Here is a 26,888-nt window from a genome sequence, read left to right as displayed (position 1 = left end):
TCCTCCTGGCCGTCATGCGTGCTGGTCGGTCATGCCGACACGGGCATGGCGCGCTTCGCGGCGCAGCGCCAGCTTGCGCACCACGACGTAGAACACCGGCGTCAGCACCAGGCCGAATACCGTCACGCCCAGCATGCCGGCGAACACCGCGATGCCCATGGCGTGGCGCATCTCGGCGCCCGCACTGCTGGCCAGCACCAGCGGCACCACGCCAGCGATGAAGGCGAACGACGTCATCAGGATCGGGCGCAGCCGCAAGCGCGCGGCTTCGAGCACGGCTGCCAGCGGATCGGCCCCTTCGCTTTCCTTCGCGCGGGCGAACTCCACGATCAGGATCGCGTTCTTGGCGGCCAGGCCGACCAGCACCACGAAACCGATCTGCGTGAAGATGTTGTTGTCCCCCCCAGAGAGCCAGACGCCGGCGATCGCCGAGAGCAGCGCCATGGGTGCAATCAGCAGCACAGCGAACGGCAGCGACCAACTGTTGTACTGGGCCGCCAGGAACAGGAAGGCGAGCAGCACCGCCAGCGCGAAGATATAGATAGCAGTATTGCCAACTCGCTTTTCCTGGAAAGTCAGGTCCGTCCATTCGTAGGTCATACCGTCCGGCAGCGATTCGCTCACGATCTTCTCAATCGCGGCGGTGGCCTGGCCGGATGAGTAGCCCGGCGCTGGCCCGCCGCTGATGTCGGCCGAGGGGAAGCCGTTGTAATGCATCACCCGGTCGGGGCCGGAACTGCGCTCGATGGTCGCGATCGCGCTCAGCGGGATCATGTCGCCCGCTGCATTGCGCACCTTGAGCATGCCTATGTCCTCAGCCTGCATGCGGAACTGCGCATCGGCTTGGGCCATTACCCGGTAGGTGCGACCGAAGCGGTTGAAGTCGTTGACGTAGAGAGAGCCAAGGTTGACCTGCAGGGTGTCGAACACCTCGGTCAGCGACACGCCCTGCGACTTGGCCTTCACCCGGTCGATGTCCACCTGCAACTGCGGCGCATTGGTCTGGAAGCTGGCGAGCATGTTCGCCAGCTCGGGCGCCTGCATGGCCTTGCCCATGATCTGGCCCTGTGCTTGTGCAAGCGCCTCGGGACCCAGGCCCGCCCGGTCCTCGATCTGCAGCTTAAAGCCGCCCATAGAACCCAGGCCCGGCACCGGCGGCGGCGGGAAGATGCCGACGAAGCCGTCCGGGATCTGGCTGAACTTGCCCATGAGCTTGCCCTGGATGGCGAAGGCCGACAGCGACGGGTCCTTGCGCTCATCGAAGGGCTTGAGCATGGCGAACATCAGCGCGGTGTTCGGCTGGTTCACCGGTCCATTGACCGACAGGCCCGGGAAGGCCACCACGCTCTCGACGCCCGGCTCAGCCAGTGCGATCTTGGTCATCTCCTTGACGACCGCCTCGGTGCGATCCAGCGAGGCGCCGGTCGGAAGCTGGGCGATGCCCACGAGGTAGTACTTGTCCTGGGCGGGCACGAAGCCCGCAGGCACCTTGTGGAAGCCCAGCCAGGTCAGGCCCAGGAAGCCGACGTAGAGCAGCAGCACGATGGCGCTGCCGCGCACCGCGCGGCGCACGCCCCCGACGTAGGAATTCGAGGCGCGGTCGAAGAAGCTGTTGAAGCGGCGGAAGAAGCCGCCGAACACGCCATCGATGATGCGCGTGACGCGATCGGGCTTGGCCGCGCCGTGGTGCGGCTTGAGCAGGATGGCGGCCAGCGCTGGCGACAGCGTAAGCGAGTTGATCGCCGACAGGATGGTCGAGAACGCGATGGTTAGCGCGAATTGGCGATAGAACTCGCCCTGCAGCCCCGACAGGAACGCCGAGGGGATGAAGACCGCTGCCAGCACCGAGGTGATGGCCAGGATCGGGCCAGTCACTTCATCCATCGCCTTGCGCGCCGCGTCCTTGGGTGATTCGCCCAGCGCTATGTGGCGCTCCACGTTCTCCACCACCACGATGGCGTCATCCACCACGATGCCGATGGACAGCACCAGTCCGAACAGCGACAGTGTGTTCAGCGAGAAACCGAACATGTGCATCACCGCGAACGTGCCGACCAGCGAGACCGGCACGGCGATCAGCGGGATGATCGACGCGCGCCAGGATTGCAGGAACAGCACCACCACGATCACCACCAGGAAGATGGCCTCCAGCAGCGTGACGGCGACGGACTGGAGCGAGGCGCGCACGAAGACCGTGGGGTCGTAGGCGACGCTATACTCAATGCCGTCGGGGAACTTGGCTTGAAGTCGGTCCATTGCCGCGCGCACCGCGCTAGACACATCCAGCGCGTTCGCGCCCGGGCTCTGGATGATCTGTATCCCCACCGCCGGCTCGCCATTGAGCAGGCTGCGCAAAGAGTAGGAATCGGCCCCCATCGAGATGCGGGCGACATCCCGCAGGCGAGTTACCTGGCCGTCGGCGCCCGTCTTCACGACGATCTCGCCGAATTGCTCCTCGCTCGACAGTCGGCCCAGAGTGTTGACCGTGACCTGGAACGCCGCCGAGGCATCCGGCTGCTGACCAACCGAACCAGCGGCAACCTGTATGTTCTGCTCGCGGATGGCGGCAACCACGTCGCTCGCGATCAGCCCACGAGCAGCGACCTTGGCGGGTTCGAGCCAGACCCGCATCGAATACTCCCCGGCGCCCCAGACTAGGACATCGCCGACGCCTGGCGTACGAGCCAGCTCATCCTTCACATGAAGTGTGGCGTAGTTGGAGACGTACAGCGGATCATATCGACCTCCAGGCGAAAGCAAATGCACCACCATGAGAACGTCCGGCGACGTTTTCTCGGTGACAACACCGATGCGCTGAACTTCAGGCGGTAGGCGCGGCAACGCCCGCGAGACCCGGTTTTGCACCTGGATCTGCGCAATGTCGGCGTTGATATGCTGCTCGAAGGAGACGGTGAGCACCATTTTCCCGTCGGTGGACATCTGAGACTGCATGTACATCATGCCTTCTACGCCGTTGATCGCCTGCTCCAGCGGTGATGCCACGGTATCGGCGATCACTTGCGGGTTGGCACCGGGATAGCTAGCGGTGACCTGCACCGTGGGAGGCGTGACCTGCGGGTATTCGCTCAGCGGCAGCTGGAAGTAGCTGATCGCGCCTGCGATCAGCATCAGCACCGACAGGACGATGGCGAAGATCGGCCGGTTGATGAAGAAGCGGGGGAAATTCATTTGCGGGCCTCCGCCGAGCCGGCCGCGCCGTCAGCCTTGGCGGGGTCCGCGCCACCGGCCTTGGCAGGCGCCGCAGCGGGAGCCGGAGCGTTTGCCGCAGCCTTGGTCGCGCCGGCCGCGCCGGCGGCCGGTGCCGCGGGCGCCTGCATGGGCACCATGCGCGGCGTGACCGCCATGCCGGGGCGCACGAGGCCCTTGATGATGATCTTCTCACCGGCCTGCAGGCCGCCGTTGATGACGCGCAGCCCGTCCACCACCGGCCCCAGTTCGATGGGCCGGTACTGGGCCTGGTTGTTCTCGCCCACAACCAGCACGTAGTTGCGCCCTTGGTCGGTGCCCACGGCCTGATCGTCGATCAGGACGGCCTCGCGCGCCGCGCCGGTGGACAGCTTGGCCCGGGCGAACATGCCGGGTGCCATGCGCCCATCCGGGTTGGGCACAACGGCGCGCGCGCGGATCGTGCCGGTGCTTCGGTCAATGGTGTTGCCGACGAAGTCAAGCGCGCCCTTGTGCGGGAAACCCTTGTCCGTGGTCAGCCCGACCTGCACGGGCAGCGAAGCCTTGCTACCGGCGCCCGCAGCGGGCCGCGAGCGGCTGACGACGTTGAGATAGGTGGCCTCATCAATGTCGAAGTACACGTGCAACGGGTCGATGGATACGATCGTGGTCAGCAGCGTGGCCGCGCCGGCGCCGCCACCGCTGACCAAGTTGCCCTCGGTCACGAGCACGCGGTCGACGCGCCCGGCGATGGGCGCAGTGACGCGGGCGTAGGACAGGTCCAGCTGAGCCGCAGCAACGGCGGCCTTAGCCGCCTGCACCTGAGCCTGGCGCGCGTTGCGTGCGGAGGCGGCATCGTCATAGGTCTTGCGCGCGACGGCGCCGGTCGCCACCAGGCGCTCGGCGCGGTCAAAGTCGGCCTGGGCCTGGCTGGCCAGCACCTCGGCCTGACGCAGTTGCGCCACGGCCGTGTCGAGCGCAACCTGGAACGGCCTCGGGTCGATCTGGAACAGCAGTTGGCCCTTGCGCACGAGGCTACCTTCGGGAACGCTCACCGCATCGACGGCGCCGCCGACCCGCGAGCGCAGCTCGACGGTCTTGGGCGCGGCCAGGAAGCCGGTCTACTCGGCCGATGGCGCGACCGTGCGGGTAATGACCTCGGCCACGGGCACCTGCGGCGCCATCGGCGCGCCCGCCGGGGGCGCCGCGGCCTTGCCCTCGTCCTTGGCGTCGCGGGCAGCGATCGCTATCCCCCCGACGGCTGCGATGACGCCTGCCACCACAATGATTCTGATTTTTTTACGCATGGAAGTGACCCTTTCTTGGATGCAGGACTCCGGCCCTTCCGAAGCGCTCTGCAGACATTTGTGTGGAGGCTAGGCGTTACAACGACGGCAAGGTCAAGCCCTCTTGTTGCCTCAGCGGGCAGACGGCACGGGCAAGGTGGTGGGACGCCCGGCGTCGTCGCCGTGGTTGGCCTCCGGCGCGCCCTTGAAGCGCAGCAGGCGCAGTGCGTTCAGCGTGACCAGGGCCGTGGCGCCGGTGTCGGCCAGCACGGCAACCCACAAGCCGGTGATACCCAACACGGTGGTGACCAGGAACAAGCCCTTGAGGCCAATGGCGAATACGACGTTTTGGTGGATGTTGGCCATCGTCGCCCGCGACAGGGCCACCAGGTGGGCCACGTCCGTGACGCGGCTCTTGAGCAGCGCGGCATCGGCGGTTTCCAGCGCCACGTCCGTGCCGCCGCCCATGGCGATACCCACGTCGGCGGTCGCCAAGGCCGGCGCGTCGTTGATGCCGTCGCCGACCATCGCCACCTTGGCATCACGCTTCATCTCGTTGACCAAGCGCAGCTTGTCCTGCGGCAGCAGCTCGGCCTCCCACTCGATGCCCAGCTTGCCGGCGATCGCCTGCGCGGTGCGGCGGTTGTCGCCGGTCAGCATGACCGAGCGCACGCCCATGGCGTTGAGCTGGGCCACGCCTTCGCGCGCGTCGCGGCGGGGCTCGTCGCGCAGGGCCAGCAGGCCCAGAACGTTCTTGCTGGCTTCGTCGAACAGGACCACCACGGTCTTGCCGCCATCCTCCAGCTTGTCGATTTCCCTGCGGTGCGCGGCTGTCAGCGTGGCCGTCTGTTCCGCATGGGCGGGCGATCCGACAGCGAGCGCACTGCCGTTCACGGTGGCGCGCACCGCCTTGCCGGCAATGGCCGATGCGCCCGTGGCCTGGGGAATCGCCACGTCCAGGCTCTTGGCATGGGCGACAATGGCCTTCGCCAAGGGATGGTTTGAGCCGGACTCGACAGCGGCGGCAAGCGCAAGGACCTGTTGATGCTTGAACAGCCCGAAGGGCAGGACCTCGGTGATGCGCGGCTTGCCCTCGGTCAGCGTGCCAGTCTTGTCGAAGGCAATTGCGCGCACGCGGCCGATGGTTTCCAACGCGTTGCCACCCTTGATCAGCAGGCCCCGTCGTGTGGCCACCGCAAGGCCCGAGGCGATGGCCGCCGGTGTGGAGAGCACCAGCGCACATGGGCAGGCAATCAACAGCAGTGCGAGGCCGCGGTACAGCCAGGTACCCCAGTCGCCACCCATGGCAAGTGGCGGAACCACCACGATCAACGCCGCGATGGCCATGACGGCAGGGGTGTAGTAGCGGCTGAACTTTTCGATGAAGCGAGCCGTGGGCGCCTTGGAGGACTGCGCCTGCTCCACCAGTTGGATGATGCGAGAAATGGTGTTGTCCGATGCCGTCTTCTCGACTTGTACTTCGAGCACGCCATCGACGTTGATGGAGCCGGCGAACACGTCGGCACCGATAGCCTTTTGACGCGGTACGGACTCGCCGGTGATAGGCGACTCGTCCAGGCTGCTTTCACCGCGGAGGATCTTGCCGTCCGCAGGCACCCGGTCACCAGGGCGCACCAGCACGCGGTCGCTCACGCGCAGGGAAGCGGCGGGCACTTCGCGCTGCCCGCCCGCGGCATCGAGCAGTACCGCCGTCTTAGGCACCAGGGAGGCCAGCGCCTTGATGCCGGCGCGCGCGCGGCCGGCGGCCACGCTTTCCAGCAGCTCGCCGATCGCGAACAGGAACACCACGGCAGCAGCTTCCTCGGCCTCGCCTATCACGAGCGCGCCCAGCGAGGCGACGACCATCAGCGTTTCGATAGAGAACGGCGAGCCTGACACAGCCAGCGCGAAGGCTTTGCGAGCGAACGGCAGCACGCCCGCGATCACCGCAGCGGCGAAGATCCATTCAGCGTAGCCAGGAACGAACTGCGCGATCGCGTAGGCCGAGCCCATCAGGCCGCCCAGGCCCAGCACGTGCCTGCCTTTCTTCGTCTGCCACCAGCGCTGATGGCGCGCCGTCGATGCTGCTGCTGGGGCCGCGGGTGCTGAGCCATCATGGCGGCGCACGTCGGAGACGCCGAAGCCCAGGCTCTTGATGGTCTTCTCGATGTGGCCGAGCTGCGTGGGGCCGCCAGACGCGAGCGTCAATTCCAGCGTTTCTGCGGTGAAGTTGATGCGGGCATCGGACACGCCATCCATGCGAGCGAGGGCCGTTTCGATCTTGCCGACGCAACTGGCGCAGTCCATGCCCTCGACGCGCATGGACACGTTGGGGGGCGTGCTGGGTGCTCCACGGGAGGCAGAGGCCGGCGCATGGTCATGCCCACTGCAGGCCCCGTGATCGTGACCGTGGTCATGGGCATGGCCGTGACCATGGGCATGCCCATGGTCATCACCGCACGCTTTGCCGTGCGAATGATCGTGCCCGTGGTCGTGGGCATGCCCATGGTCATGGTGGCCGCCGCAGCCGGCGTGGTCATGCGCGTGGGCCGCATGGCGCGGTGCAGGTGCTGCGGACATTTCGGACGCGGGCAGTGCCTGCACGTCGAAGCCCAGGGACCGGATTTTCTTGGCAATGTCGCGTGCAGTATTTCGGCTACTTGTGCTGCGCGTCAACGTCAGCGTCTCATTTGTAAAATTAACCTGTACATTTGATACGCCATCAATTCGACCAAGCGCTGTTTCAATCTTGCCGACGCAACTGGCGCAATCCATACCTTCGACCCGAAAGCCCAGTTGTTCGTCCTGCGCTCCTGTGCCGTCCTTTGTTTCCAAAGACATATCAATCTCCTGGTTCTCTGAGTAATCGCCGTGGCAGGACGCACAAATCAGCGATCGGAATGTTATACAAACAAATGAACACTTGTTTGTATGTTTATTCAAAAAAAAGAAAGAATCTCTTTCTGGCTGAACCATCCGACCGCTGCTTTATGCTGCTGCCATTAAGTCATTTTTTGTTGCGCAGCATCTGGTAGGTTTCAAATGCGGTGCGGTAGGCATCACTATAGGTATCAGGCGTCTGCTCACCAGCCCAGAATCCAGCCATTCCCGCAACCTGCCAATCTGCCAAATCACTCTTTACTTGAGCACGAGTCAATGCCACCGGAGCCTTGTAAGCCGCACCCAGCTTGAGCTGGAGGTAGCTCTCGTAGGCTTGTTGGTAGGCTTGGGTGTGCGAAGCGGTGGTGATTCCGCGCGAGGTGAGCGCGTGCATGCCGGAGATTTTCCACAGTTCCAAATCAGCCATCACTTCAGCACGAGTCTTTCCTGCTGAGGGCGCCTGATACATATCACCTTGGGTCAATTGCAAGTAGCGCTGAAAGGCAGCCTGGTATTGAGGGCTGGACGTATCCGGGCCGCTTTCGCCGCGAGACAACGCTTCCAGCCCAGATTGCCTCCAAGCAGTCAGATTTTCTTGGACCTGTTGCCGTGTCATATCTGCGGCGAACGGTTGAGCGTTTGCTCCAGCAGCAAAAAGTGCGGAAAGCAGAACAGCAAAGCGAATTTTCTTGGACATGGTCAATACTCCTTGACGTTAAAAATAATGGCGTGGTCCTTACGCCTTTCGGATACCCCGTAGACAAATAATAACACACATGAAGATATGTTCAAGTGTTTATTTTTAGAGTGCTTTTTGCTTGTGGGGTCTTCTAGGCATTCAGCAAGGCGCGCCGGTGTCTCTCTAGATTGATAGCCAAAAAAAGCCTACCCCTTGAAGGAGTAGGCCGGCGCGCACTCACATGTTCAGTCAATCGTCGTGTCTGTCCTCCGAAATGTGAACCGCCATGTCCTGGAGTACCTGGCTGACGTGCTGGTCGGCAATGCCGTAGAAGATGTGCTTGGCTTGGCGCTCGCCGCGCACGAGGCGCGCGCCGCGCAACAGGCGCAGGTGATGGCTGACCAAGGACTGCGACAGGTCTAGCGAGCCAGCAATGTCGCCCACTGCGACCGATCCGCGCATGCACAGCAACAGGATTTTCAATCGCGATTGGTCGCCCAGCAGGCGGAAGGTCTCTGCCAGAACAGCGACGTCACTTTGCGATAGTGCGAGGACATCAGTGGTCGTGCCGTGGTTAGAGGTCGAACATTGCACAATAGCGGCGCTGGTGGTTTTGCGGGATGTCATGGATTCAAACCCTCAAGTGAACTGCGAACCGTCTAGCACGGCCTCAATGCTTGTGACCGGGAGCGGAGTGGTCATGGTCATGGTCATGATTGTGCTCACTGTGGTCGTGGCCGCTGTGGTCCTGACGGCCTGTCGTGGGTTGCAGGCTGCAGATGTTCTCGTCAGCCTCCGAGTTCCAGTCGATTCCGACTGTGGCGTGTTCGATGCTGAACTGCTCTCGCAGCACCGCCTCGACGCGCTTGACCACAGCTCGCGCCTCCTCGTCCACGTTGGGTCGAACGTGTAGCGTGGCCATCGTGCGACCGGAAGTGAGTTGCCACACGTGAACATGGCTGACAGCCGCCAGGCCGGGCACAGTGCTCATCAGGCCTTGTTCCACCTTTTCCGGCGAAGCGTCCTCTGGCGCACCCTCCAACAGGATATGGATCGACTTGGCCAGGAGCTTCCAGGCGCTGCGCAGAATCAACGCCGCTACTAGAACCGACAGGATGGGGTCGATCGGAGTCCAGCCGGTGAAGTAGATGACGATCGCTGCAACGATGGCGCCGACAGAGCCGAGCAGGTCACCCATCACGTGGAGGATGGCACCTTTCACATTGACGTGATCGGTTTCGCCGCGGGTCATGATCCACAGCACGAGGACGTTGATCAGTAAGCCGAGCACGGCGACGATCATCATCGGGCCGGCGAGGATGACGGGCGGCGCCTGCAGCCGCTCCCACGCCTCGTAGGCGATCCATGCGACGATCGCGAACAGGGTCACGGCGTTCAGGAAGCCGGCGATGACCTCGAAGCGCAGGTAACCGAATGTGCGTTTGCTGTCGGCTGCGCGGCGACCGAATCGGAAGGCAGCGTAAGCCAGGGCAAGTGCCACGGCGTCGGTCAGCATGTGGCCAGCATCGGCAAGTAGGGCTAGCGAGCCCGACAGCACGCCGCCGACAGCTTCCACGAGCATGAAGCCGAAGATCAGGAAGAAGGAAACCAGAACCTTGCGCTCGTTGGCGCTGGTCACTGTGGGGGTGTGGTCGTGATCATGGTCGTGACCATGATCATGTGCATTGGATTGGGACATGGGCGCCTCTGCTGGTTGAGTGTTTGACTATGGTGAAATATAACACATGAATATGTGTTCATTTGATATATTTTGGCTCACCCTTCTCAGCCTCCGAAGCCATGCGTTGTGATGCCGCAACGAGAAAATGTGCCTATCCTTTCGGCCAGATACGGTGCAGGTCATCCAGAATCAGCTGGTGATGGTGCCTGCCTTGGTCTGCGTGTGTGCGTAAATGAGGGTGATCCGGCGGCAAGCTGGGGTGGTCATGCGCCACGTCAGAAGGGTCGCTGGCCGGCCACAGCCAGAGCGTCAGCGCCACGCCGGCCAAGCCGACCAGGGACATGACAATGAAGGTCGATGGCAAGCCCATGACCGCGCCGAAGCGGCCGGCAAGTGGGTAGCAGATGAGCCAACAGGCGTGCGACAGCGCGAAGTGTGCCGCGAAGATCGCAGGACGGTCCTCGGCATGGGCCGAGCGGCGCAGAAGACGGCCGGATGGCGTTTGCGCCACGCTGTAGCCAAAGCCGATGATCAACCACAGCGGCAGCAACAATGCATAGCTCGGCAGCAGTGCGCCGATCCCCGTGCCCACGACCAGTACGGTAGCGCCGGTGAGCATCGCGGTTCGGTCGGCCACCTTTTCCAGTAAGGATGGCAGAACGAAGGCTGCCACCATCGAACCGCCTCCGAATGCCGCCAGTGCCGACGCCACTTCGACCTCGCCTAGGCCAAAGCGCGCCTTCACGAGAACCACCGTGTTCACGATCACCATGGCGCCCGCCGCCGAGACGGCCAAGCTGATCGCCAGCAGGCCCCGCAGGCGTGGCGTAGCGAGATAGATGCGTGTGCCGCGGGTCGTGCGATCCCAAATGCCGCGGCGCGGTCCGGGAATAGTTGTGGGCAACCGCACGCTGACCACGAGCGCGGCTGAAACGAGGAAACCGAGCACTGTTCCCGCGAACAGGTTGTGAAAGCTGATGACGGTCAGCAGCGCAGCAGCCAGCATCGGGGAAATCAGGCTTTCCAGGTCATAGGCCAGCCGGGACAGCGACAGCGCCTTCGTGTAGTCCTCTTAATCGGGAAGGATGTCCGGGATAGTGGCTTGGAAAGTCGGCGTGAAGCCGGCGGATGCCGCTTGCAGGACAAAGATCAGCAGATAGATCTGCCAGACCTCGGTGACAAATGGCAAACAGATCGCGACAACCGCTCGTACCAGGTCCAGCGCTACGAGTAATGACCGTCGCGGGAACTGGTCGGCGAAGGCCTGTGCCGACGAGTGCGATCACCTGCGCGGTGAACAGGTGGCGGTAGGTGCGGTTCTTTAGGACGGAGAGCATCGAGAGACCTCAGAGCAGTTTGGTTAGTGCCTTCATTTCGGCCAGAACGGAGTCCTCATCATGAGACAGGCAGTGGTCGATGTGGTCATGGATCAGGACGCGCTTGGCCGCTGTGACGGCGCTCTCCACCGCAGCGAGCTGGCGAGCGATGTCCAGGCAGGTTTCTTCTCCTTCGATCATCCCGATGACGTGTCGCAGATGACCCTCGGCGCGCTTGAGCCGTTTCACGAGATCTGGGTGGCTGGTGTGCTTGTGCATCTCTTTCATGCAGCAATCATATCCCCCCCTGGGGGATATGCTCAAGGAGTCTGCATAGCTGTTTGCGCAGTGGATTAGCCCCACCTCGCCTCTCGATGTCTTGCGCCCGACGCCCTCTCTAAGGCGATTGGTGCTCAAAGGAGGTAAGGTTTTCTTTCCCATTCATATGAATAAATATACAATTGTTCATATCTAAGCCAGTAGACAGTGGCTTTTCAACGACAAGCACTTGCTCGGAAAGAGAACACCCAGCCGGGGGTAAGTACTGATGCAACACCGATGGAGAATTGAATGCTTCGCAAAGACATACGCAAGGGATGGATATGGGCGGTATCCACGCTTTGGGCCGGCACCGTGCTAGCCCAGCCAGTAGCCGCCCCTCACGTCCCATCCAGACCAGACAGCCACATGGTCGCCCAATTGTGGGAGTCAGCTTGGCAGCGGCAGCCAGAAGCCGCTGGAGAAGGCGCCTGGCAGCAGGCCGCCCAAGCACGCCAAGAGACGGCCGGTAGTTGGGTGGCAGGTCCGATGGCGCTGGAAGCCTCCACCAAAACTGATCGGTTCAACAACCGCAACGGAAAGCGCGAATATGAAGTCGGGGTGGCTATTCCCCTTTGGATGCCTGGTGAGCGCGCCTCGTCGGCACGCTGGGCGGACGCGGAAAGCCTCGCTCTATCCAGCCGGATGCTGGCCGCCAAGCTACGCACGGCCGGACAGGTTCGCCAGGCATGGTGGGCATGGCAGCGTGCCCAGGCCGAATTGATGGCGGCGCAGGATCGCACCCGCAGCGCGGACGAGTTGGCGCAAGATGTGGCTCGCCGGGTTCGCGCGGGCGACCTGGCGCAAGCCGACAGAAACCAGGCCGATGGCGCCTTGGCGTCGGCTCGTAGTGCCCTGGCCATTGCTCAGGCCGAAGAAGTCACGCAGCGCGAGGCGTTGTTGGCACTGACCGGCATCGAGAGTATCCCGTCGCAGGCCGATTCCGCGCAGCCGGAGCAGTCAGGTGTCCGAGTTCAACCGGCATCGGCACAGCCGTCCGGCGCGTTGTTGGGTAACCACCCTGCGCTGCTGGAACTGCAGCACAAGGCGCTGGCGGCCCGCCGCTCTGCGGAACTGGTGTCCCATCAGAAGTACGCCAACCCCGAACTGACCCTGGCGACCACGCGGGATCGGGGCGGCTACGGCGAACGCTACAACCAGACGATCACGGTGGGTGTGCGCATTCCCTTCGGTACGGGTAGCCGTCATACCGAGCAATTGTCCAGCGCCAATGCGCAGGCACTGGAGGCTGAGTCGGCACTCGCGGCCCAGCGCACCCGGCTACTCTCGGAAATTCGAACTGCCCAATCGCGCGAACTGGCAACCAGCACCCAGATGCAGGCCGCTTCGGAGCGCCAGCGACTAGCCCAACAAACGCGCACCTTCTACCAAAAGTCGTTCGCGATGGGCGAGACGGACATGCCGACACGCCTTCGCATCGAGCAGGAGGCCACCGAGGCCGAGCGCGCGGCGCTGCTCGCCAAGGTGGAGCATGCCGCGGCCATCTCGTCCCTGTTGCAGGCTCAAGGCACGCTGCCGCAGCCGACCGAGACTTTCACTGACATCTCCGGCACGCGCTGATCAGCGCGCGCTCAACCATCCTGGAACCTTAGAAATGTCGCAATCCTCTTTCTGGCGTGCTGCTGCCTTGTCCAGCCTCCTGCTTGGCACCAGCGCAACGTGGGCCGGCGACGGCCATGACCATGGCGAAGCCGCTCCTGCCCCCGCAGCGGCCGCGCTTCCGCGCTTTGCCGCAGTTTCCGATGACTTCGAACTGGTGGGTGTGCTGAACGGCCAGCGTCTCACACTCTACCTCGACCATGCTGCCGACAACCGGCCGGTGACCAATGGCGAGCTGACCCTCGAGCTGGGTGGTCGACAGGTAAAGGTCAGCCCACACGGGGTTGGAGAGTTCGAGGCCGATCTGACTGAGCCGCTATCCGATGGCGAGACCTCAATCATGGCCACTGTTACTGCGCAGAGCCAATCGGACCTGTTGACTGGCGTTCTCGATGTTCATAGCGAAGACGCCGAACACGAGCATGCCGTCGCATCCGGCCGTGTGCTCGTACTAGGTGGCGGTGCCGCAGTCCTCGGCGTCGGTGTCCTAGCGTGGGCGCTGCGCAGACGTACACGCACCAACGGTGCACTGCGAGGTGCAGCATGAAGCGCAACTTCCGTTTCCTAATGACGACGGCCATGGCGGCTGCATTGGCTCTGGCTGCTCCCGCGTTCGCTCACGACGGTCACGACCACGGCGACGAAGCGCCGGCTGCGTCTTCCAATGGCCCCCAGCGCCAGCCTGATGGCAGCGTGTTTCTTCCGAAACCGTCACAACGTCAGATCGGTGTACGCACCCAGCTGATCAAGCAGGAGCCCTTGGCCCGCAGCCATGAACTGGCTGGCAAAGTAATCATGGACCCGACGACAGGCGGCAAGGTCCAGGCAATGGTAATGGGCCGGCTGGTGCCCGGGCCGGATGGTCTGCCGCAGATCGGCCAATCCGTGCGCAAGGGCCAGGTGCTGGCTTACATCGAACCGGCCAGCGGTGTGCTGGAGCGCTCAGGCCAGATGGCCCAGGTTGCCGAGCTGCGTGCGGGCCAAGCGCTCGCGCAGAAGCGCCTGGCCCGGCTGCGCGAGCTGTCGGAGACCGTGCCCCGCAAGGAGATCGAAGCAGCCGAAAGCGAAGTAAACAGCCTGACCGAACGCGCCCGCGCCTTGAGCGGGGGCCTCGCCGGCAGGGACGTACTAAAGGCCCCAGTCAGCGGCGTCATCGCATCCAGCCCCGCAGTTGCCGGGCAGGTCGTGGATGCGCGCGAACTGGTGTTTGAGGTGGTCGATCCGACCCAACTGCGCATCGAGGCGCTTGCCTACGATCCGGCAATGGCACAGAACCTGGCCGGTGCTGCACTCGCAGTAGGCGGTCAGAAGGTGCCGCTGAGCTTCGTCGGGGCCGCCAGCAGCCTGCGCGAGCAGGCCCTGCCCATGCTGTTCAAGGGCACCAGCGAAAGCCTCTCGCGCTTGGCGGTCGGTATGCCGGTGGTGGTCTTCGTGCAAGAGGCGACGACGGTACCTGGCTACCGCGTGCCTTCCGGTGCGCTGATGAAGAACCCTGCCAACCAGAACATCGTCTGGGTCAAAGACCAGGCCGAGCGCTTCGAGCCACGTGTCGTGAACATCACTCCTTTGGATGGTGCATCCATCGCTGTCACTTCGGGCCTGGCGGACGGCGACCGCGTGGTTGTCGAGGGCGCGTCCCTGATCAATCAAGTTCGTTGAGGGGCACCATTCCATGTTCAAGTGGCTTCTCGAAAATAGCTTACGAAACCGGCTCCTGGTCATCATCGGGGCGCTGGTGCTGATGGCGTATGGCGCGTTCACCCTGACGCGCACGCCGGTAGATGTCTTTCCCGATCTCAACAAGCCGACCGTCACTCTCATGACGGAGGCTGGCGGCATGGCTGCCGAAGAAGTCGAGCAGCTCATCACGTTCCCGCTCGAAACGGCCATGAACGGCCTGCCCAGCGTCGAAAGCGTGCGCTCGGTCTCCAGCGCCGGGCTTTCCTTCATCTACGTGACATTTGACTGGAAGACAGACATCTTCCGGGCGCGCCAGATGGTCTCCGAACGCCTGACGTCCATGGAGGAAGGGCTAGCCCCGGGCGTGACGCCCACGATGGGGCCAATCAGCTCAGTGATGGGCGAGATCATGCAGATTGCAATCCCCATCGGTGCCAAGCCCTCAGGGCAGAAGAACGCAGCCCCGCCGCTGTCGGCCATGGACACGCGCGAGTACGCGGACTGGGTGTTACGCCCCCGGCTGATGGCCATACCTGGCGTTGCCCAAGTCATCCCGATCGGAGGCGAGGTCCGTCAGTTCCAGGTCCAGCCCAACACCACGCGAATGTCAGAGCTGGGCGTGACTGCGTCCGATCTGGATGCGGCTCTCAAGGGCTTCTCCGCGAACACTTCCGGCGGCTTCCTGGAGATCAATGGCCGCGAGTACCTGATCCGCAACCTGGGCCGCACGTCCCGACTCGACGACCTGCGTAACCTGCCTCTCGCGGTGCGTGCGGGCCAACCCATCCTGATCCACCAGGTCGCCGATGTTCAGTTTGCGCCAGCCATCAAGCGCGGCGATGCGGGCTTCGAGGGCCTGCCAGCCGTGATCCTGGGCATCCAAAAGCAGCCCACGGCCGATACGATTGCACTGACCCGCTCGATCGAGTCAGCGTTAGCGGACATGAAGGGCTCACTGCCGGCTGGCATGGCCGAGCCGCAAGTGACCTTCCGACAAGCCAACTTCATCGAGGCGTCCATCAGCACGCTGCAAGGCAAGCTCATCGGCGCATCGGTCTTCGTGGCGGTGATCCTGTTCTTCTTCCTGGGCACTTTGCGCCCCCTGGTGATCGCGTTGACCGCGATTCCTGCCTCGATCTTCGTGACCGGGCTGGTGTTCCACTATTTCGGCCTGTCAATCAACACCATGACGCTCGGTGGGCTGGCGATCGCCATCGGCGGTCTCGTGGACGATGCTGTGGTCGATGTGGAGAACATCATGCGGCGGCTCAAGGAGAACCGCGCCCGCCACCCTGAGAACCGGCTGACGCCCCTGGTCATCGTTGCCAGGGCCTCGATGGAGGTTCGCTCGGCGATTCTCTACGCCACGATGATCATTGTGCTGGTGTTCCTGCCCCTGTTCGCGCTGCCGGGGATGGAAGGGCGCTTGTTCGTGCCGCTGGGCATCGCTTTCATCGTCTCCACGCTAGCCTCGCTGCTGGTCTCTGTGACGGTCACTCCGGTGCTGTCGTACTACCTGCTGCCCAAGATGAGGACGCTGGACCATGGCGACACTCGGATTCTAGCCTGGCTTAAGGCGCGTTATCAGGGCGGCCTGCAGCGGGTCTTGCAGCGGCCGCGTGCCGCCCTTGGCATGGCCGCTGTGGCTGTCACACTGGCTGTCGCCGCGGTGCCATTCTTCCCGACCACGTTCCTGCCCCCGTTCAATGAAGGAACGTTGCTGGTGGGCCTGCGCCTGAATCCCGGTGTGACGCTGGCCGAATCTTCGGCGCTTGCCCAGCAAGCCGAGCTGCTGGTCGCGCAGGTGCCGGAGGTGCAGCACGTGGGCCGGCGCAGCGGACGGGCCGAGCTGGACGAGCATGCCGAAGGTGTGCATGTCAGTGAACTGGACGTGGGTCTGCTGCCTGCCTCAGAGCTAAAGCGCTCCATGGAGGAGATCACCGCCGACATCCGTTCGCGTCTGGCTCACTTGCCCGGCTCCATCGGCATTGGCCAGCCGATCTCGCACCGCATCGACCACATGTTGTCGGGGGTGCGCTCGCAGATCGCCATCAAGGTGTTCGGCGAGGACCTGGACGTCCTGCGCGGGCAGGCGGATCTGCTGCGCGCCAAGCTGGCCGGAATTCCGGGGCTTGCTGACCTGGAGATCGAAAAGCAGGTCCTTGCGCCGCAGATCAAAATCCGCGTGGATTATGCGGCGGCGGGACGCTACGGCGTGGCCGCACCGCAAATTCTGTCCACGCTACAAAGCCTGGTCGAAGGCGAAAAGATCACCGAGGTCATCGAGGGCAACCGCCGCTTCGCGCTGGTGGTTCGCCTGCCCGAGCAGGCGCGGTCGATTGAGGGCTTGAGCCGCATCCTCATCGACACGCCCATGGGTCGGGTCCCGTTGTCGCGCCTTGCCACCATCGAAGACAGCGACGGCCCCAACCAGGTCAGCCGCGACGATGGCCGTCGGCGCATAGTTTTGTCGGCCAACGCTCAGAGACGGCCGCTGTCCGAAGTAGTGGCCGACATACGCAGCGTCGTCCAAGAAGTGCGCTTGCCCGAAGGCTACTTCATCACGCTGGGCGGCCAGTTCCAGGCACAAGAGGAAGCCTCGCGACTGGTGGGCCTGCTGTCCATCGTCTCCCTGACGCTCATGTTCGTGGTGTTGTACACGCGCTACAAGTCGGTCGCCCTATCGGCGCTCATCATGGTGAACATTCCATTGGCCCTGGTCGGCGCCGTGCTGGGGCTGTGGCTGTCTGGCCAGCCGTTGTCCGTGGCCGCTCTGGTCGGCTTCATCACGCTCGCGGGTATTTCTGTGCGCAACGGCATCCTGAAGGTGAGCCACTACCTCAACCTCATGCGCATGGAGGGCGAGGACTTCGACCAGAAGATGATCGTGCGTGGCTCGCTCGAACGGCTTTCCCCGGTTCTGATGACCGCGCTGGTCACGGCCTTCGCACTGGCCCCGCTGTTGTTCGAGGCGTCACGACCCGGTACTGAGATCCTGCACCCCGTCGCGGTGGTGATCTTCTCGGGGCTGGTCAGCTCCACGCTGCTGGACACCTTCCTTACACCCGCCATGTTCTGGCTGTTCGGCCGCAAGCCTGCCGAACGCCTGCTGGACGACCGCGACGCGGGGGCATTCTGATGCAACGCCTTCTGTCACCCGATTTCAACCACCGTAACCCTATAGGAGCTTTCATGTCTGTTCGATTTCGTTCCCTCACGGCTGGCACCGCCCTCGCCCTGGCATCCGTCACCGCCTTCGCCGCAGGCGACCATGACCACGCGCATGACCACAAGCCGCTGCATGGTGGCGTCGTGACCGAAGTCCGGGACGTGGACTACGAGTTGGTCGTTCAGCCCGCAGCAGCGCAACTCTACCTGCGCGACCACGGCAAGCAGGTCAACGTAAGCAACACCAAAGCCAAGCTCACGCTGTTGACCGGCTCACAAAAGCAGGAGGTGCAACTCACGCCTGCCGCGGACGGAAGCCGCCTCGAAGGCAGCGGGACCTTCGCCGCAGCCAAGGGCACGAAGGCCGTTGTCCAAGTCGAACGTGGGGGCAATACCGCGAGCGCCCGGTTCGTTCTTCCGTAGTGTTCAACGTGATCGTCAGGGAACGAGCTGTAATCTGGCGACCACCTGACAAAAGGCGCGACATAGGCGCTCACTATTTCCTCAAAAACTTTGGAGATGTAAATCATGGACATGCATTTCGACGTCATTGTTATCGGTGCCGGCCCTGGCGGATACATCGCGGCCATTCGCGCTGCCCAATTAGGCATGAAGGTCGCTTGTGTAGATGCCTGGAAGAACAAGGACGGAAAGCCAGCACCTGGCGGTACCTGCAACAACATCGGTTGTATCCCTTCGAAAGCGCTACTGCAGTCGTCAGAGAACTTTGAACAAGCCAAGCACCACTTTGGCACGCACGGCATCTCCACGGGTGATCTGCGCATGGATGTGACCACGATGCTGGAACGTAAGAATCAGGTGGTGAAGTCCAGCAACGAAGGCATCCTTTATCTGTTCCGCAAAAACAAGGTCCAGTTCTTCAACGGCCTGGCGTCTTTCACCAGGACTGTCGATGGTGGCTTCGAGGTGAGCGTCGCCGCCGATGAGGCTGTTACCTTGGTGGGCAAGCAGATCATCGTTGCCACAGGCTCCAACGTGCGGCCGCTCCCCAACCTACCGTTCGATGAGCGGGTCGTGCTCTCCAACGACGGCGCGCTGAACATCGCGGCCGTGCCCAATCGGTTGACCGTCATCGGTGCCGGCGTGATCGGCCTGGAGCTGGGCTCCGTTTGGCGCCGCCTGGGGGCGGATGTCACGATCCTCGAAGGCTTGCCCAGCTTCCTGCCAATCGTCGACCAAGCCATCGCCAAGGAGGCGAAGAAGGCGTTCGACAAGCAAGCCCTGAAGATCGAACTAGGTGCGAAGGTTCGCGAAGTCAATGCAACCGAGGCCGGCGTGACTATTCACTACACCGACAGCCAGGGCCAGACGCAGTCCTTGCAGGCAGACAAAGTGATCGTGGCTATCGGCCGTGTGCCCAACACCGAAGGCCTGAATCCGGCCGCCGTGGGACTCCAACTGGATGAGCGCGGCGCCGTGGTGGTGGACGATGCATGCCGCACCAGTGTGCCCGGCATCTGGGCCATCGGTGACGTGGTGCGTGGCCCGATGTTGGCGCACAAGGCGGAAGAGGAAGGTGTCGCAGTGGCCGAGCGCATTGCCGGCCAGCACGGTCACGTCGATTTCAACACGATCCCCAACGTCATCTACACCAGCCCGGAGATTGCCTGGGTAGGCCGCACCGAGCAGCAGCTCAAAGAGCAGGGCACCGCCTATCGAATCGGTTCCTTCCCGTTCATGGCCAATGGCCGCGCGCGTGCACTGGGCGACACGACGGGCCTCGTCAAGGTGATCGCCGATTCTGCCACGGACGAGATACTCGGCGTGCATGTAGTCGGCCCGCAGGCCAGCGAACTGGTGGCCGAGGCCGTGATCGCCATGGCGTTCAAGGCCAGCAGCGAAGACATCGCCCGCATCTGCTTTGCCCATCCGACCCTCTCCGAGACGTTCAAAGAGGCCTCGCTGGCAGTGGACAAGCGCGCGCTCAACTTCTGATTGATCGGAAGCGGCATCCAAACCGCCTCACCGAACGCAGCTGCGGGCGGTGGGGCGCATATCGCCATGGAACGTAGGCCACGCTGCAACGGCATGCTATGCCCAACAGTTACTCGTCGTTGTGGTCTTCCGCGATGTGGGTGGCCATATCCAGCAGCACCTGGTTCACGTGCTTGTCCGCCACCTCATAGAAGATCTGTTTGGCCTGGCGCACGCCCTTGACCAGGCGAGCACCGCGCAGCAGCCGCAGGTGGTGGCTCACCAGCGACTGCGAGAGTTCGAGGGTTTCAGCGATATCCCCGACCGAGGATGAGCCCTTCATGCAGCACAGCATGATTCTCAGCCGGGACGGGTCACCCAGGAGGCGGAATGTCTCAGCCAAGATGGTCACGTCATTCTGTGACAGCGATTCCAAATTGGCGCTGGGATCCTTCGGTGGGGTACTGAATGGCTTACTTGTATTCATTTTTAAAATATTTCCTAACCTCGAATGGCTGTTTTCGCCCTTCAGAATTAACAAGGCAGCAGCCGCTTAGGCGCGCGCAGCAAAGAACCAGTGCGAGCCTGGCAGGCAAGGCCTCCGCTCCCCGTGCACCGGGTCATTTCTGAAACCTGACAGCATCCGAAAAAGCGCTTGACCTTCCCACGATGGTAAACCCTAAGCTCCCTCCATGTCGAATTTCAACTATGGGAAGCACACCATGAGCATGGCAACAACGAGTAGTGCTGGCGGCCAAGCAGCGGCAATCAGCCTGCCCATCGAGGGCATGACCTGCGCAAGCTGCGTCGGCCGAGTCGAGGCCGCCCTTGCCAAGGTCGAGGGCGTGGCAAGCGTGTCTGTCAATCTCGCCACCGAGCGAGCGGACATTCGCCTGAACCGTGCTGTCGATCGCATGGCGCTGATCCAGGCGATCGAGAAGGTAGGGTACGACGTGCCTCAGGGCACCATCGAGCTGGCGATCGGAGGCATGACCTGCGCTTCGTGCGTGGGCCGCGTCGAGAAGGCGCTCAAGGCGGTGCCGGGCGTCACTGAGGCTGTGGTCAATCTGGCGACCGAGCGCGCTACCGTGCGTGGTGTGGCATCCGTGCAGGATCTAATCGCGGCTGTCGATAAGGTCGGCTACGAGGCCAGCCCTGTCGATACCAGCATGCAGGCCGACGAGGAAGCCGCCGAGAAAAAGGACGCCGAGCGCGCCGAACTCAAGCGCGACCTGACCCTGGCCGCCGTGCTGGCGCTGCCTGTGTTCGTGCTCGAAATGGGCTCGCACATGATTCCCGGCATGCACGAGTGGGTGGCTTCCACCATCGGCATCCAGCAGAGCTGGTATCTGCAGTTCGTGCTGACCCTGCTGGTGCTCGCCATTCCGGGCTGGCGCTTCTACGAGAAGGGCTTCCCGGCGCTGTTCCGCCTGGGTCCCGACATGAACTCGCTGGTCGCGGTCGGCACGGCCGCGGCCTTCGGCTATTCGATGGTCGCCACGTTCGCGCCCAGTCTGCTGCCGGCCGGCACGGTGAACGTGTACTACGAGGCGGCCGCCGTCATCGTGGCGCTGATCCTGCTGGGCCGCTTTCTTGAGGCACGGGCCAAGGGCCGCACCTCCGAGGCCATCAAGCGCCTGGTCGGCCTACAGGCCAAGGAGGCGCACGTGCTGCGCGACGGCCGCATCGTGGACATCCCGATCAACGACGTGGCGCAGGGCGACATCGTGGAAGTGCGCCCCGGCGAGCGCGTGCCGGTCGATGGTGAAGTGACCGAGGGCCGCAGCTTCGTGGACGAGTCGATGATCACCGGCGAGCCGATTCCCGTCGAAAAGGCGGAAGGCAGCACCGTGGTCGGCGGCACCGTCAACCAGAAGGGTGCGCTGACGCTGCGTGCCACCGCCGTGGGCGGTCAGACCATGCTGGCGCAGATCATCCGCATGGTCGAGCAGGCGCAAGGTTCCAAGCTGCCGATCCAGGCCGTGGTGGACAAGGTGACGCTGTGGTTCGTGCCCGCCGTCATGCTGGCCGCCGTGCTGACCTTCCTGGTCTGGCTGGTGTTCGGCCCGTCGCCCGCGCTGTCCTTCGCGCTGGTCAATGCCGTGGCGGTGCTGATCATTGCCTGCCCGTGCGCCATGGGTCTGGCGACGCCGACCTCCATCATGGTCGGCACGGGCCGGGGCGCTGAGATGGGCGTGCTGTTCCGCAAGGGTGAAGCCCTGCAACTGCTCAAGGACGCCAAGGTGGTGGCCGTGGACAAGACCGGCACGCTGACCGAGGGCCGCCCGGTCCTGACCGACCTGGAGATTGCCGACGGCTTTGACCGCAACCAGGTGCTGGCGAAGGTCGCCGCCGTGGAATCGCGCTCGGAGCATCCGATCGCACGCGCCATCGTCGAGTCGGCCGTGGAAGGTGGCATCGCGCTGCCGACGATGACAGACTTCGATTCGGTCACGGGCATGGGCGTGCGCGCCACCGTGGACGGCGCGCGTGTCGAGGTCGGTGCCGATCGCTTCATGCGTGAGCTGGGGTTGGACGTGGGCGGCTTCGCTCGCACGGCCGAGCGCCTAGGCAACGAGGGCAAGTCGCCGCTGTACGCCTCGATCGACGGCCGGCTGGCCGCCATCATCGCGGTGGCCGATCCGATCAAGTCCAGCACGCCCGCGGCCATTGCCGCGCTGCACCAGCTCGGCCTGAAGGTGGCGATGATCACCGGCGACAACGCGCGTACCGCGCAGGCCATCGCCAAGCAACTGGGCATCGACGAGGTGGTGGCCGAAGTGCTGCCCGAGGGCAAGGTCGAAGCCGTGCGCCGGCTGAAAGCCAGCCACGGCCAGATCGCCTACGTGGGCGACGGCATCAACGACGCCCCGGCGCTGGCCGAGGCCGACGTGGGCCTGGCCATCGGCACCGGCACCGACGTGGCGGTGGAGTCGGCCGACGTAGTGCTGATGTCGGGCAACCTGCAGGGCGTGCCCAACGCCATCGCGCTGTCCAAGGCGACCATCGGCAACATCCGCCAGAACCTGTTCTGGGCGTTTGGCTACAACACGGCCCTGATCCCGGTGGCCGCTGGCGTCCTGTACCCCGCATACGGTGTGCTGTTGTCGCCGATCTTCGCGGCTGGCGCGATGGCGCTGTCCAGCGTGTTCGTGCTCGGAAACGCGCTGCGCCTGCGCCGCTTCCAGCCGCCGCTGGCGGCGGATACCGCTCATTGAGAAAGGAGGAACACCATGAACATCGGTGAAGCATCCAAGGCCTCGAAGGTCTCGGCCAAAATGATCCGCTACTACGAGCAAATCGGTCTGATCCCTCCGGCTGACCGCACCGATTCGGGCTACCGCGCCTATACCCAGGACGACGTTCACCGGTTGCATTTCATCCGGCGTTCGCGCGACCTCGGCTTCTCGGTAGCCGAGATCACGGACTTGCTGGGACTGTGGAATGACAAGTCGCGCCAGAGTGCTGATGTAAAGCGTCTGGCCCAGCAACACATCGACGAGTTGGACCGGCGCATCGAGAGCATGCTGGAGATGGCCGCGACGCTCAAGGCGCTGATCCGGTGTTGCGCCGGCGACGAACGGCCCGACTGCCCGATCCTGCACACGCTGGAGCAGCCCGATACCAGTGACAACAAGCCCGAAGCGCGCACTGGCGCAGTGCCGCGCCGCGCGCGAGCCAACGCAGCAGGAAAAAAGCCGCGTGCGCACTGAGCAGCCAGGAGAGATATGCCCAAAATCACAGTCTTGCCCCATCCTGAACTGGCTCCCGAGGGAGCCGAACTGAACGTGCCAGCAGGCACTTCGATCTGCGAGGCCCTGCTGGACAACGGCATCGAGATCGAGCATGCCTGCGACATGAGCTGTGCCTGCACGACCTGTCACTGCATCGTGCGCAAGGGGTTTAATTCTCTAAACGAAGTCGAGGAGTGCGAGGATGATCTGCTCGACCGGGCCTGGGGACTGGAGGCGCAGTCGCGGCTGAGCTGCCAGGCCATCGTTGCGACCGAAGACCTGACCGTCGAGATCCCCAAGTACACGATCAACCATGCCAAGGAGAACCACTAGGAGCCTGCGTGCTGCCTCAGGCGCACCGGCCTGCGGCAGGGTTGCTCTGGCAGATGGAGGACTGACGGCATTGCAGCCAGATAACCAACCCGTGGGCCAGACCAACCCGCGAGCCAGGTGTCTACACTCCCTTTGCACGGTCGTCGGTTAGGCTGGAAAGGTCATCAACGTCCTTAAATCCGTGACGGCCGGCCCATGGAAAGTCACACAGGAGAAGTCCTGCATGTCTGCGCCCAAGCTAGCCACGCTCTACCGAATGGTCATGCCCGGCCATACCTGCCCCTACGGGCTGAAGTCGCTCGATCTGCTCAAACGCAAGGGCTACGAGGTCGAGGACAAACACTTGGCGAGCCGCGAGCAGACGGATGCGTTCAAGAAGGAGCATGGCGTCGAGACCACGCCCCAGGTCTTCATAAACGGGCGGCGCGTGGGCGGCTACGACGACCTACGCAAATTCTTCGGCATGTCCGTGAAGGACAAGAACGCCGTGACCTACACCCCTGTGATCGCGCTGTTCGCCATGGCGGCCGCGATGGCGCTGGCGGCGAGCTGGGCGGCCTTCGGCCAGCTCTGGAGCATTCAGGCGGCAGAGTGGCTCGTGGCCTTTGCCATGTGTCTCCTGGCGCTGCAGAAGCTCAAGGACGTGGACGGCTTCGCGACGATGTTCCTCAACTACGACCTGCTGGCCAAGCGCTGGGTTCGGTATGCCTATTTCTACCCGTTCGCGGAGGCCATCGCAGGCGTCCTGATGGTCGCGGGCGTGGGGATGTGGGTGTCGATTCCGTTGGCGCTGTTCATCGGGACCGTCGGGGCCGTGTCGGTTTTCAAGGCGGTCTATGTCGATCGCCGGGAACTCAAGTGCGCCTGCGTGGGCGGGGACAGCAACGTGCCGCTGGACTTCGTGTCCCTGACCGAGAACCTGATGATGGTGGCGATGGCCCTGTGGATGTGGGCCAAGGTCGCCTACCTTGGGATGCACTGAGCGCCGCGCCAGATATGGCGCAGCGCACGTGCTCGCATCGGCCGTCCTGTGTGCATGCCGGCCACGACGCGGTGTTACTGCGCGCGCGGCGGGAAGCCAGCTTCGCTCAGGGCCGCGGCGATCTGCTCTTGCGAGGCCGAGGTCTGGACCTCGACACGGCGGGTCGGCGGGTCCGTAACGATCTTGGCGTTGGGGTCGATCGTTTGGATCGTTTTCGTCACAGTGCGGGCGCAGCCGCCGCAGGTCATGTCTTCGAGATGGAATTGCATGGAAAACTCCTTTCGGGTTGGGATGCTTAAAGTTTGATCCTTGCCACGGTTGGAAGGTCAAGCGCTATTTGCATCCCCGCCACACCAACCTGCCGAATGTTCATAGGGGCAAGGCCGTGGTGCTCTTCACGCGGTCCAGCACGAAGCTGGTCTTGCAGTCTTGCACGCTGGGGTGCTTGAGCAGCGTATCGAGCACGAAGCGGGAGTAGTGGGCCATATCTCTGACGACCACCCGCAACAGGTAGTCCATGTCGCCGGTCAGCGCGTGGCACTCCACCACCTCGGGCCAGTTCTGAACCGACGCGCGGAACACGTCCATGGGGTTGCGCTTGTGCGAATCAGAGTGCTTTTCGAGGCGCACGTTCAGGTAGGCCGTGAGGGTGAGGCCGATGCGTTCGGGGTGCACCAGGGCCACATAGCCGGCGATGACGCCAGCCTCTTCGAGGCGGCGCACCCGCCTCAGCGTGGCCGAGGACGACAGGCTTGCGTGTTCGGCCAGTTCGTCGAAGGTGGACCTTCCATTGCGTTGCAATGCATCAATAAGGCGTCTATCCGTACCATCAAGGACTATTTCTGTGCTCATTTCTTTCACCACGCAGGAATCAGGCATCAAGAAGTCTATTTGCAATTGATTTTGCAGAAATGATGTGCGGGCTTTTTCTTACCATCTAGGGTGTCCAGATTTCCACCCCAAACCCAAGAGAGACACCCCTGATGACCGACCTTTTTGACAACCCGATGGGCCTGTGCGGCTTTGAATTCGTCGAGTTCGCCTCGCCGACGCCCGGCGTGCTGGAGCCGCTGTTCGAGAAGCTCGGCTTCACCGAGGTGGCCCGGCATCGCTCCAAGGACGTATCGCTCTACCGCCAGGGCGACATCAACTTCATCGTCAACCGCGAGCCTAAAAGCCAGGCGGCGTATTTCGCGGGCGAGCACGGCCCCAGCCCCTGCGGGCTGGCGTTCTGCGTCAAGGATTCGCACAAGGCCTACCACCGCGCGCTGGAGCTGGGCGCGCAGCCGATGGACATTCCCACTGGCCCGATGGAGTTGCGCCTACCGGCGATCAAGGGCATCGGCGGCGCGCCGCTGTACCTGATCGATCGCTTCGAGGACGGCAAGTCCATCTACGACATCGACTTCGAATTCCTACCCGGTGTGGATCGCCGTCCCAAAGGCCACGGCTTCTCGATCGTCGATCACCTCACACACAACGTCTATCGCGGCCGCATGACGTACTGGGCCGACTTCTACACGAAGTTCTTCAACTTCCAGGAGATCCGCTACTTCGACATCAACGGCGAGTACACCGGCCTGGCTTCCAAGGCGATGAGCGCGCCGGACGGCCTGATCCGCATCCCGCTGAACGAGGAAGCACGCCAGGGCGGCGGCCAGATTGAGGAATTCTTGATGCAGTTCAGCGGCGAGGGCATCCAGCACATCGCCCTGCTGTGCGACAACCTACTCGATGCGCTCGACCGCGTGCAGATGGCCGGTATCCCGCTGCTGACCGCCCCCAACGACATCTATTACGCAAACTTGGAAAAGCGCCTGCCCGGCCATGGCCAGCCCGTGCCCGAGTTGCAGGCGCGCGGCATTCTGCTCGACGGCACGACCGAAGGCGGCCAGCCCCGCCTGCTGCTGCAGATATTCTCCGAGCCGCTGCTTGGCCCGGTGTTCTTCGAGTTCATCGAGCGCAAGGGCAACTACCGCGAGGGCTTCGGCGAAGGAAACTTCGGCGCCTTGTTCGAGTCGATGGAACGCGACCAGATCAACCGTGGCTCGTTGGAAATCAACCCGGCCTGATTTGGGCTTTTCCATGAA

24 protein-coding genes and 1 pseudogene are annotated in these 26,888 nt (G+C 63.3%); 12 read left to right on the top strand and 13 right to left on the bottom strand.

The features are described 5' to 3' along the window. Positions 1-12: 12 nt before the first annotated feature. The 4 genes from CR156_RS05105 to CR156_RS05095 all read right to left on the bottom strand — a co-directional run bounded on the left by CR156_RS05105 (position 13) and on the right by CR156_RS05095 (position 6,794). Positions 13-3,189, bottom strand: coding sequence for an efflux RND transporter permease subunit (locus CR156_RS05105; protein WP_024069209.1), 3,177 nt, complete (start codon positions 3,187-3,189; stop codon positions 13-15). Next, a complete protein-coding gene (locus CR156_RS05100; RefSeq protein WP_279324089.1) occupies positions 3,186-4,298 on the bottom strand; it encodes an efflux RND transporter periplasmic adaptor subunit in 1,113 nt (370 codons plus the stop codon). The genes CR156_RS05105 and CR156_RS05100 overlap by 4 nt, the downstream gene beginning before the upstream one ends. Positions 4,299-4,307: 9 nt before the next feature. Next, a complete protein-coding gene (locus tag CR156_RS23250) occupies positions 4,308-4,493 on the bottom strand; it encodes a hypothetical protein (protein ID WP_279324070.1) in 186 nt (61 codons plus the stop codon). 111 nt (positions 4,494-4,604) lie between these two features. After that, positions 4,605-6,794, bottom strand: coding sequence for a heavy metal translocating P-type ATPase (locus CR156_RS05095; RefSeq protein ID WP_039016766.1), 2,190 nt, complete (start codon positions 6,792-6,794; stop codon positions 4,605-4,607). Between the two features lie 75 nt (positions 6,795-6,869). Here CR156_RS05095 and CR156_RS23440 point away from each other — a divergent pair, with 75 nt between their 5' ends. After that, the gene (locus tag CR156_RS23440) at positions 6,870-7,187 is read left to right on the top strand and encodes a hypothetical protein (protein ID WP_432758036.1); all 318 of its coding nucleotides are present in this window, start codon (positions 6,870-6,872) and stop codon (positions 7,185-7,187) included. Here CR156_RS23440 and CR156_RS23435 read toward each other — a convergent pair. The 6 genes and pseudogenes from CR156_RS23435 to CR156_RS05070 all read right to left on the bottom strand — a co-directional run. Next, positions 7,134-7,247: pseudogene (locus CR156_RS23435) on the bottom strand (cation transporter); the annotation flags it as partial. The gene CR156_RS23440 and the pseudogene CR156_RS23435 overlap by 54 nt on opposite strands. 232 nt (positions 7,248-7,479) lie before the next feature. After that, positions 7,480-8,049, bottom strand: a complete 570-nt coding sequence (locus CR156_RS05090) for a DUF4148 domain-containing protein (RefSeq protein ID WP_021204993.1) — start codon at positions 8,047-8,049, stop codon at positions 7,480-7,482. Positions 8,050-8,280: 231 nt separating this feature from the next. After that, complete coding sequence (locus tag CR156_RS05085) at positions 8,281-8,658, bottom strand: ArsR/SmtB family transcription factor (protein ID WP_023110690.1); 378 nt, start codon at positions 8,656-8,658, stop codon at positions 8,281-8,283. Between the two features lie 43 nt (positions 8,659-8,701). Then, positions 8,702-9,730: a cation diffusion facilitator family transporter gene (locus CR156_RS05080; RefSeq protein WP_021205762.1), complete on the bottom strand. Its 1,029-nt coding sequence runs from the start codon at positions 9,728-9,730 to the stop codon at positions 8,702-8,704. 133 nt (positions 9,731-9,863) lie between these two features. After that, complete coding sequence (locus tag CR156_RS05075; RefSeq protein WP_279324069.1) at positions 9,864-10,718, bottom strand: MFS transporter; 855 nt, start codon at positions 10,716-10,718, stop codon at positions 9,864-9,866. Between the two features lie 340 nt (positions 10,719-11,058). Further along, a complete protein-coding gene (locus CR156_RS05070; protein ID WP_039016764.1) occupies positions 11,059-11,316 on the bottom strand; it encodes a metal-sensing transcriptional repressor in 258 nt (85 codons plus the stop codon). A 282-nt stretch (positions 11,317-11,598) separates the two neighbouring features. On the opposite strand from CR156_RS05070, the gene CR156_RS05065 reads away from it, so the two are divergent. The 6 genes from CR156_RS05065 to lpdA all read left to right on the top strand — a co-directional run bounded on the left by CR156_RS05065 (position 11,599) and on the right by lpdA (position 19,770). After that, on the top strand, positions 11,599-12,927 hold the full coding sequence (locus CR156_RS05065) for a TolC family protein (RefSeq protein ID WP_058201276.1): 1,329 nt from the start codon (positions 11,599-11,601) through the stop codon (positions 12,925-12,927). 34 nt (positions 12,928-12,961) lie between these two features. Then, positions 12,962-13,513, top strand: coding sequence for a hypothetical protein (locus CR156_RS05060; RefSeq protein WP_039016763.1), 552 nt, complete (start codon positions 12,962-12,964; stop codon positions 13,511-13,513). Further along, complete coding sequence (locus CR156_RS05055; protein ID WP_003821159.1) at positions 13,510-14,625, top strand: efflux RND transporter periplasmic adaptor subunit; 1,116 nt, start codon at positions 13,510-13,512, stop codon at positions 14,623-14,625. Before CR156_RS05060 ends, CR156_RS05055 begins: the two co-directional genes overlap by 4 nt. Positions 14,626-14,638: 13 nt before the next feature. Next, positions 14,639-17,785, top strand: a complete 3,147-nt coding sequence (locus CR156_RS05050) for an efflux RND transporter permease subunit (RefSeq protein WP_039016762.1) — start codon at positions 14,639-14,641, stop codon at positions 17,783-17,785. A 53-nt stretch (positions 17,786-17,838) separates the two neighbouring features. After that, positions 17,839-18,237: a hypothetical protein gene (locus CR156_RS05045; RefSeq protein WP_015912828.1), complete on the top strand. Its 399-nt coding sequence runs from the start codon at positions 17,839-17,841 to the stop codon at positions 18,235-18,237. 105 nt (positions 18,238-18,342) lie between these two features. Beyond that, a complete protein-coding gene (gene lpdA, locus CR156_RS05040; protein ID WP_003821161.1) occupies positions 18,343-19,770 on the top strand; it encodes a dihydrolipoyl dehydrogenase in 1,428 nt (475 codons plus the stop codon). Between the two features lie 109 nt (positions 19,771-19,879). Here the strand turns inward: lpdA and CR156_RS05035 are convergent, their stop codons facing one another. Next, a complete protein-coding gene (locus CR156_RS05035; protein WP_003821162.1) occupies positions 19,880-20,236 on the bottom strand; it encodes an ArsR/SmtB family transcription factor in 357 nt (118 codons plus the stop codon). Positions 20,237-20,471: 235 nt separating this feature from the next. Between CR156_RS05035 and CR156_RS05030 the strand changes: the two genes are divergently transcribed. The 4 genes from CR156_RS05030 to CR156_RS05015 all read left to right on the top strand — a co-directional run bounded on the left by CR156_RS05030 (position 20,472) and on the right by CR156_RS05015 (position 24,798). Next, on the top strand, positions 20,472-22,967 hold the full coding sequence (locus CR156_RS05030; RefSeq protein ID WP_033471058.1) for a heavy metal translocating P-type ATPase: 2,496 nt from the start codon (positions 20,472-20,474) through the stop codon (positions 22,965-22,967). A gap of 15 nt (positions 22,968-22,982) precedes the next feature. Next, the gene (gene cueR, locus CR156_RS05025; RefSeq protein WP_003821164.1) at positions 22,983-23,462 is read left to right on the top strand and encodes a Cu(I)-responsive transcriptional regulator; all 480 of its coding nucleotides are present in this window, start codon (positions 22,983-22,985) and stop codon (positions 23,460-23,462) included. Positions 23,463-23,477: 15 nt separating this feature from the next. Beyond that, positions 23,478-23,816: an ISC system 2Fe-2S type ferredoxin gene (fdx, locus tag CR156_RS05020; RefSeq protein WP_003821165.1), complete on the top strand. Its 339-nt coding sequence runs from the start codon at positions 23,478-23,480 to the stop codon at positions 23,814-23,816. Positions 23,817-24,039: 223 nt separating this feature from the next. Then, a complete protein-coding gene (locus tag CR156_RS05015; RefSeq protein ID WP_017642570.1) occupies positions 24,040-24,798 on the top strand; it encodes a MauE/DoxX family redox-associated membrane protein in 759 nt (252 codons plus the stop codon). Positions 24,799-24,872: 74 nt separating this feature from the next. Here CR156_RS05015 and CR156_RS05010 read toward each other — a convergent pair whose 3' ends face one another. Next, a complete protein-coding gene (locus CR156_RS05010; RefSeq protein ID WP_003821167.1) occupies positions 24,873-25,067 on the bottom strand; it encodes a heavy-metal-associated domain-containing protein in 195 nt (64 codons plus the stop codon). Positions 25,068-25,167: 100 nt separating this feature from the next. Beyond that, positions 25,168-25,650 carry an Lrp/AsnC family transcriptional regulator gene (locus CR156_RS05005; RefSeq protein WP_033471055.1) on the bottom strand — a complete coding sequence of 161 codons (483 nt, stop codon included), beginning with the start codon at positions 25,648-25,650 and terminating at the stop codon, positions 25,168-25,170. A 131-nt stretch (positions 25,651-25,781) separates the two neighbouring features. Between CR156_RS05005 and hppD the strand changes: the two genes are divergently transcribed. Then, complete coding sequence (hppD, locus tag CR156_RS05000; RefSeq protein WP_100552106.1) at positions 25,782-26,870, top strand: 4-hydroxyphenylpyruvate dioxygenase; 1,089 nt, start codon at positions 25,782-25,784, stop codon at positions 26,868-26,870. The last annotated feature ends 18 nt before the right edge of the window (positions 26,871-26,888 follow it).

The organism is Stenotrophomonas lactitubi, from assembly GCF_002803515.1.
In the GTDB taxonomy this organism is placed as follows: domain Bacteria; phylum Pseudomonadota; class Gammaproteobacteria; order Xanthomonadales; family Xanthomonadaceae; genus Stenotrophomonas; species Stenotrophomonas lactitubi.
Note: the sequence above shows the minus strand (reverse complement) of the source record. Positions and strands in the feature narration are given on the sequence as shown.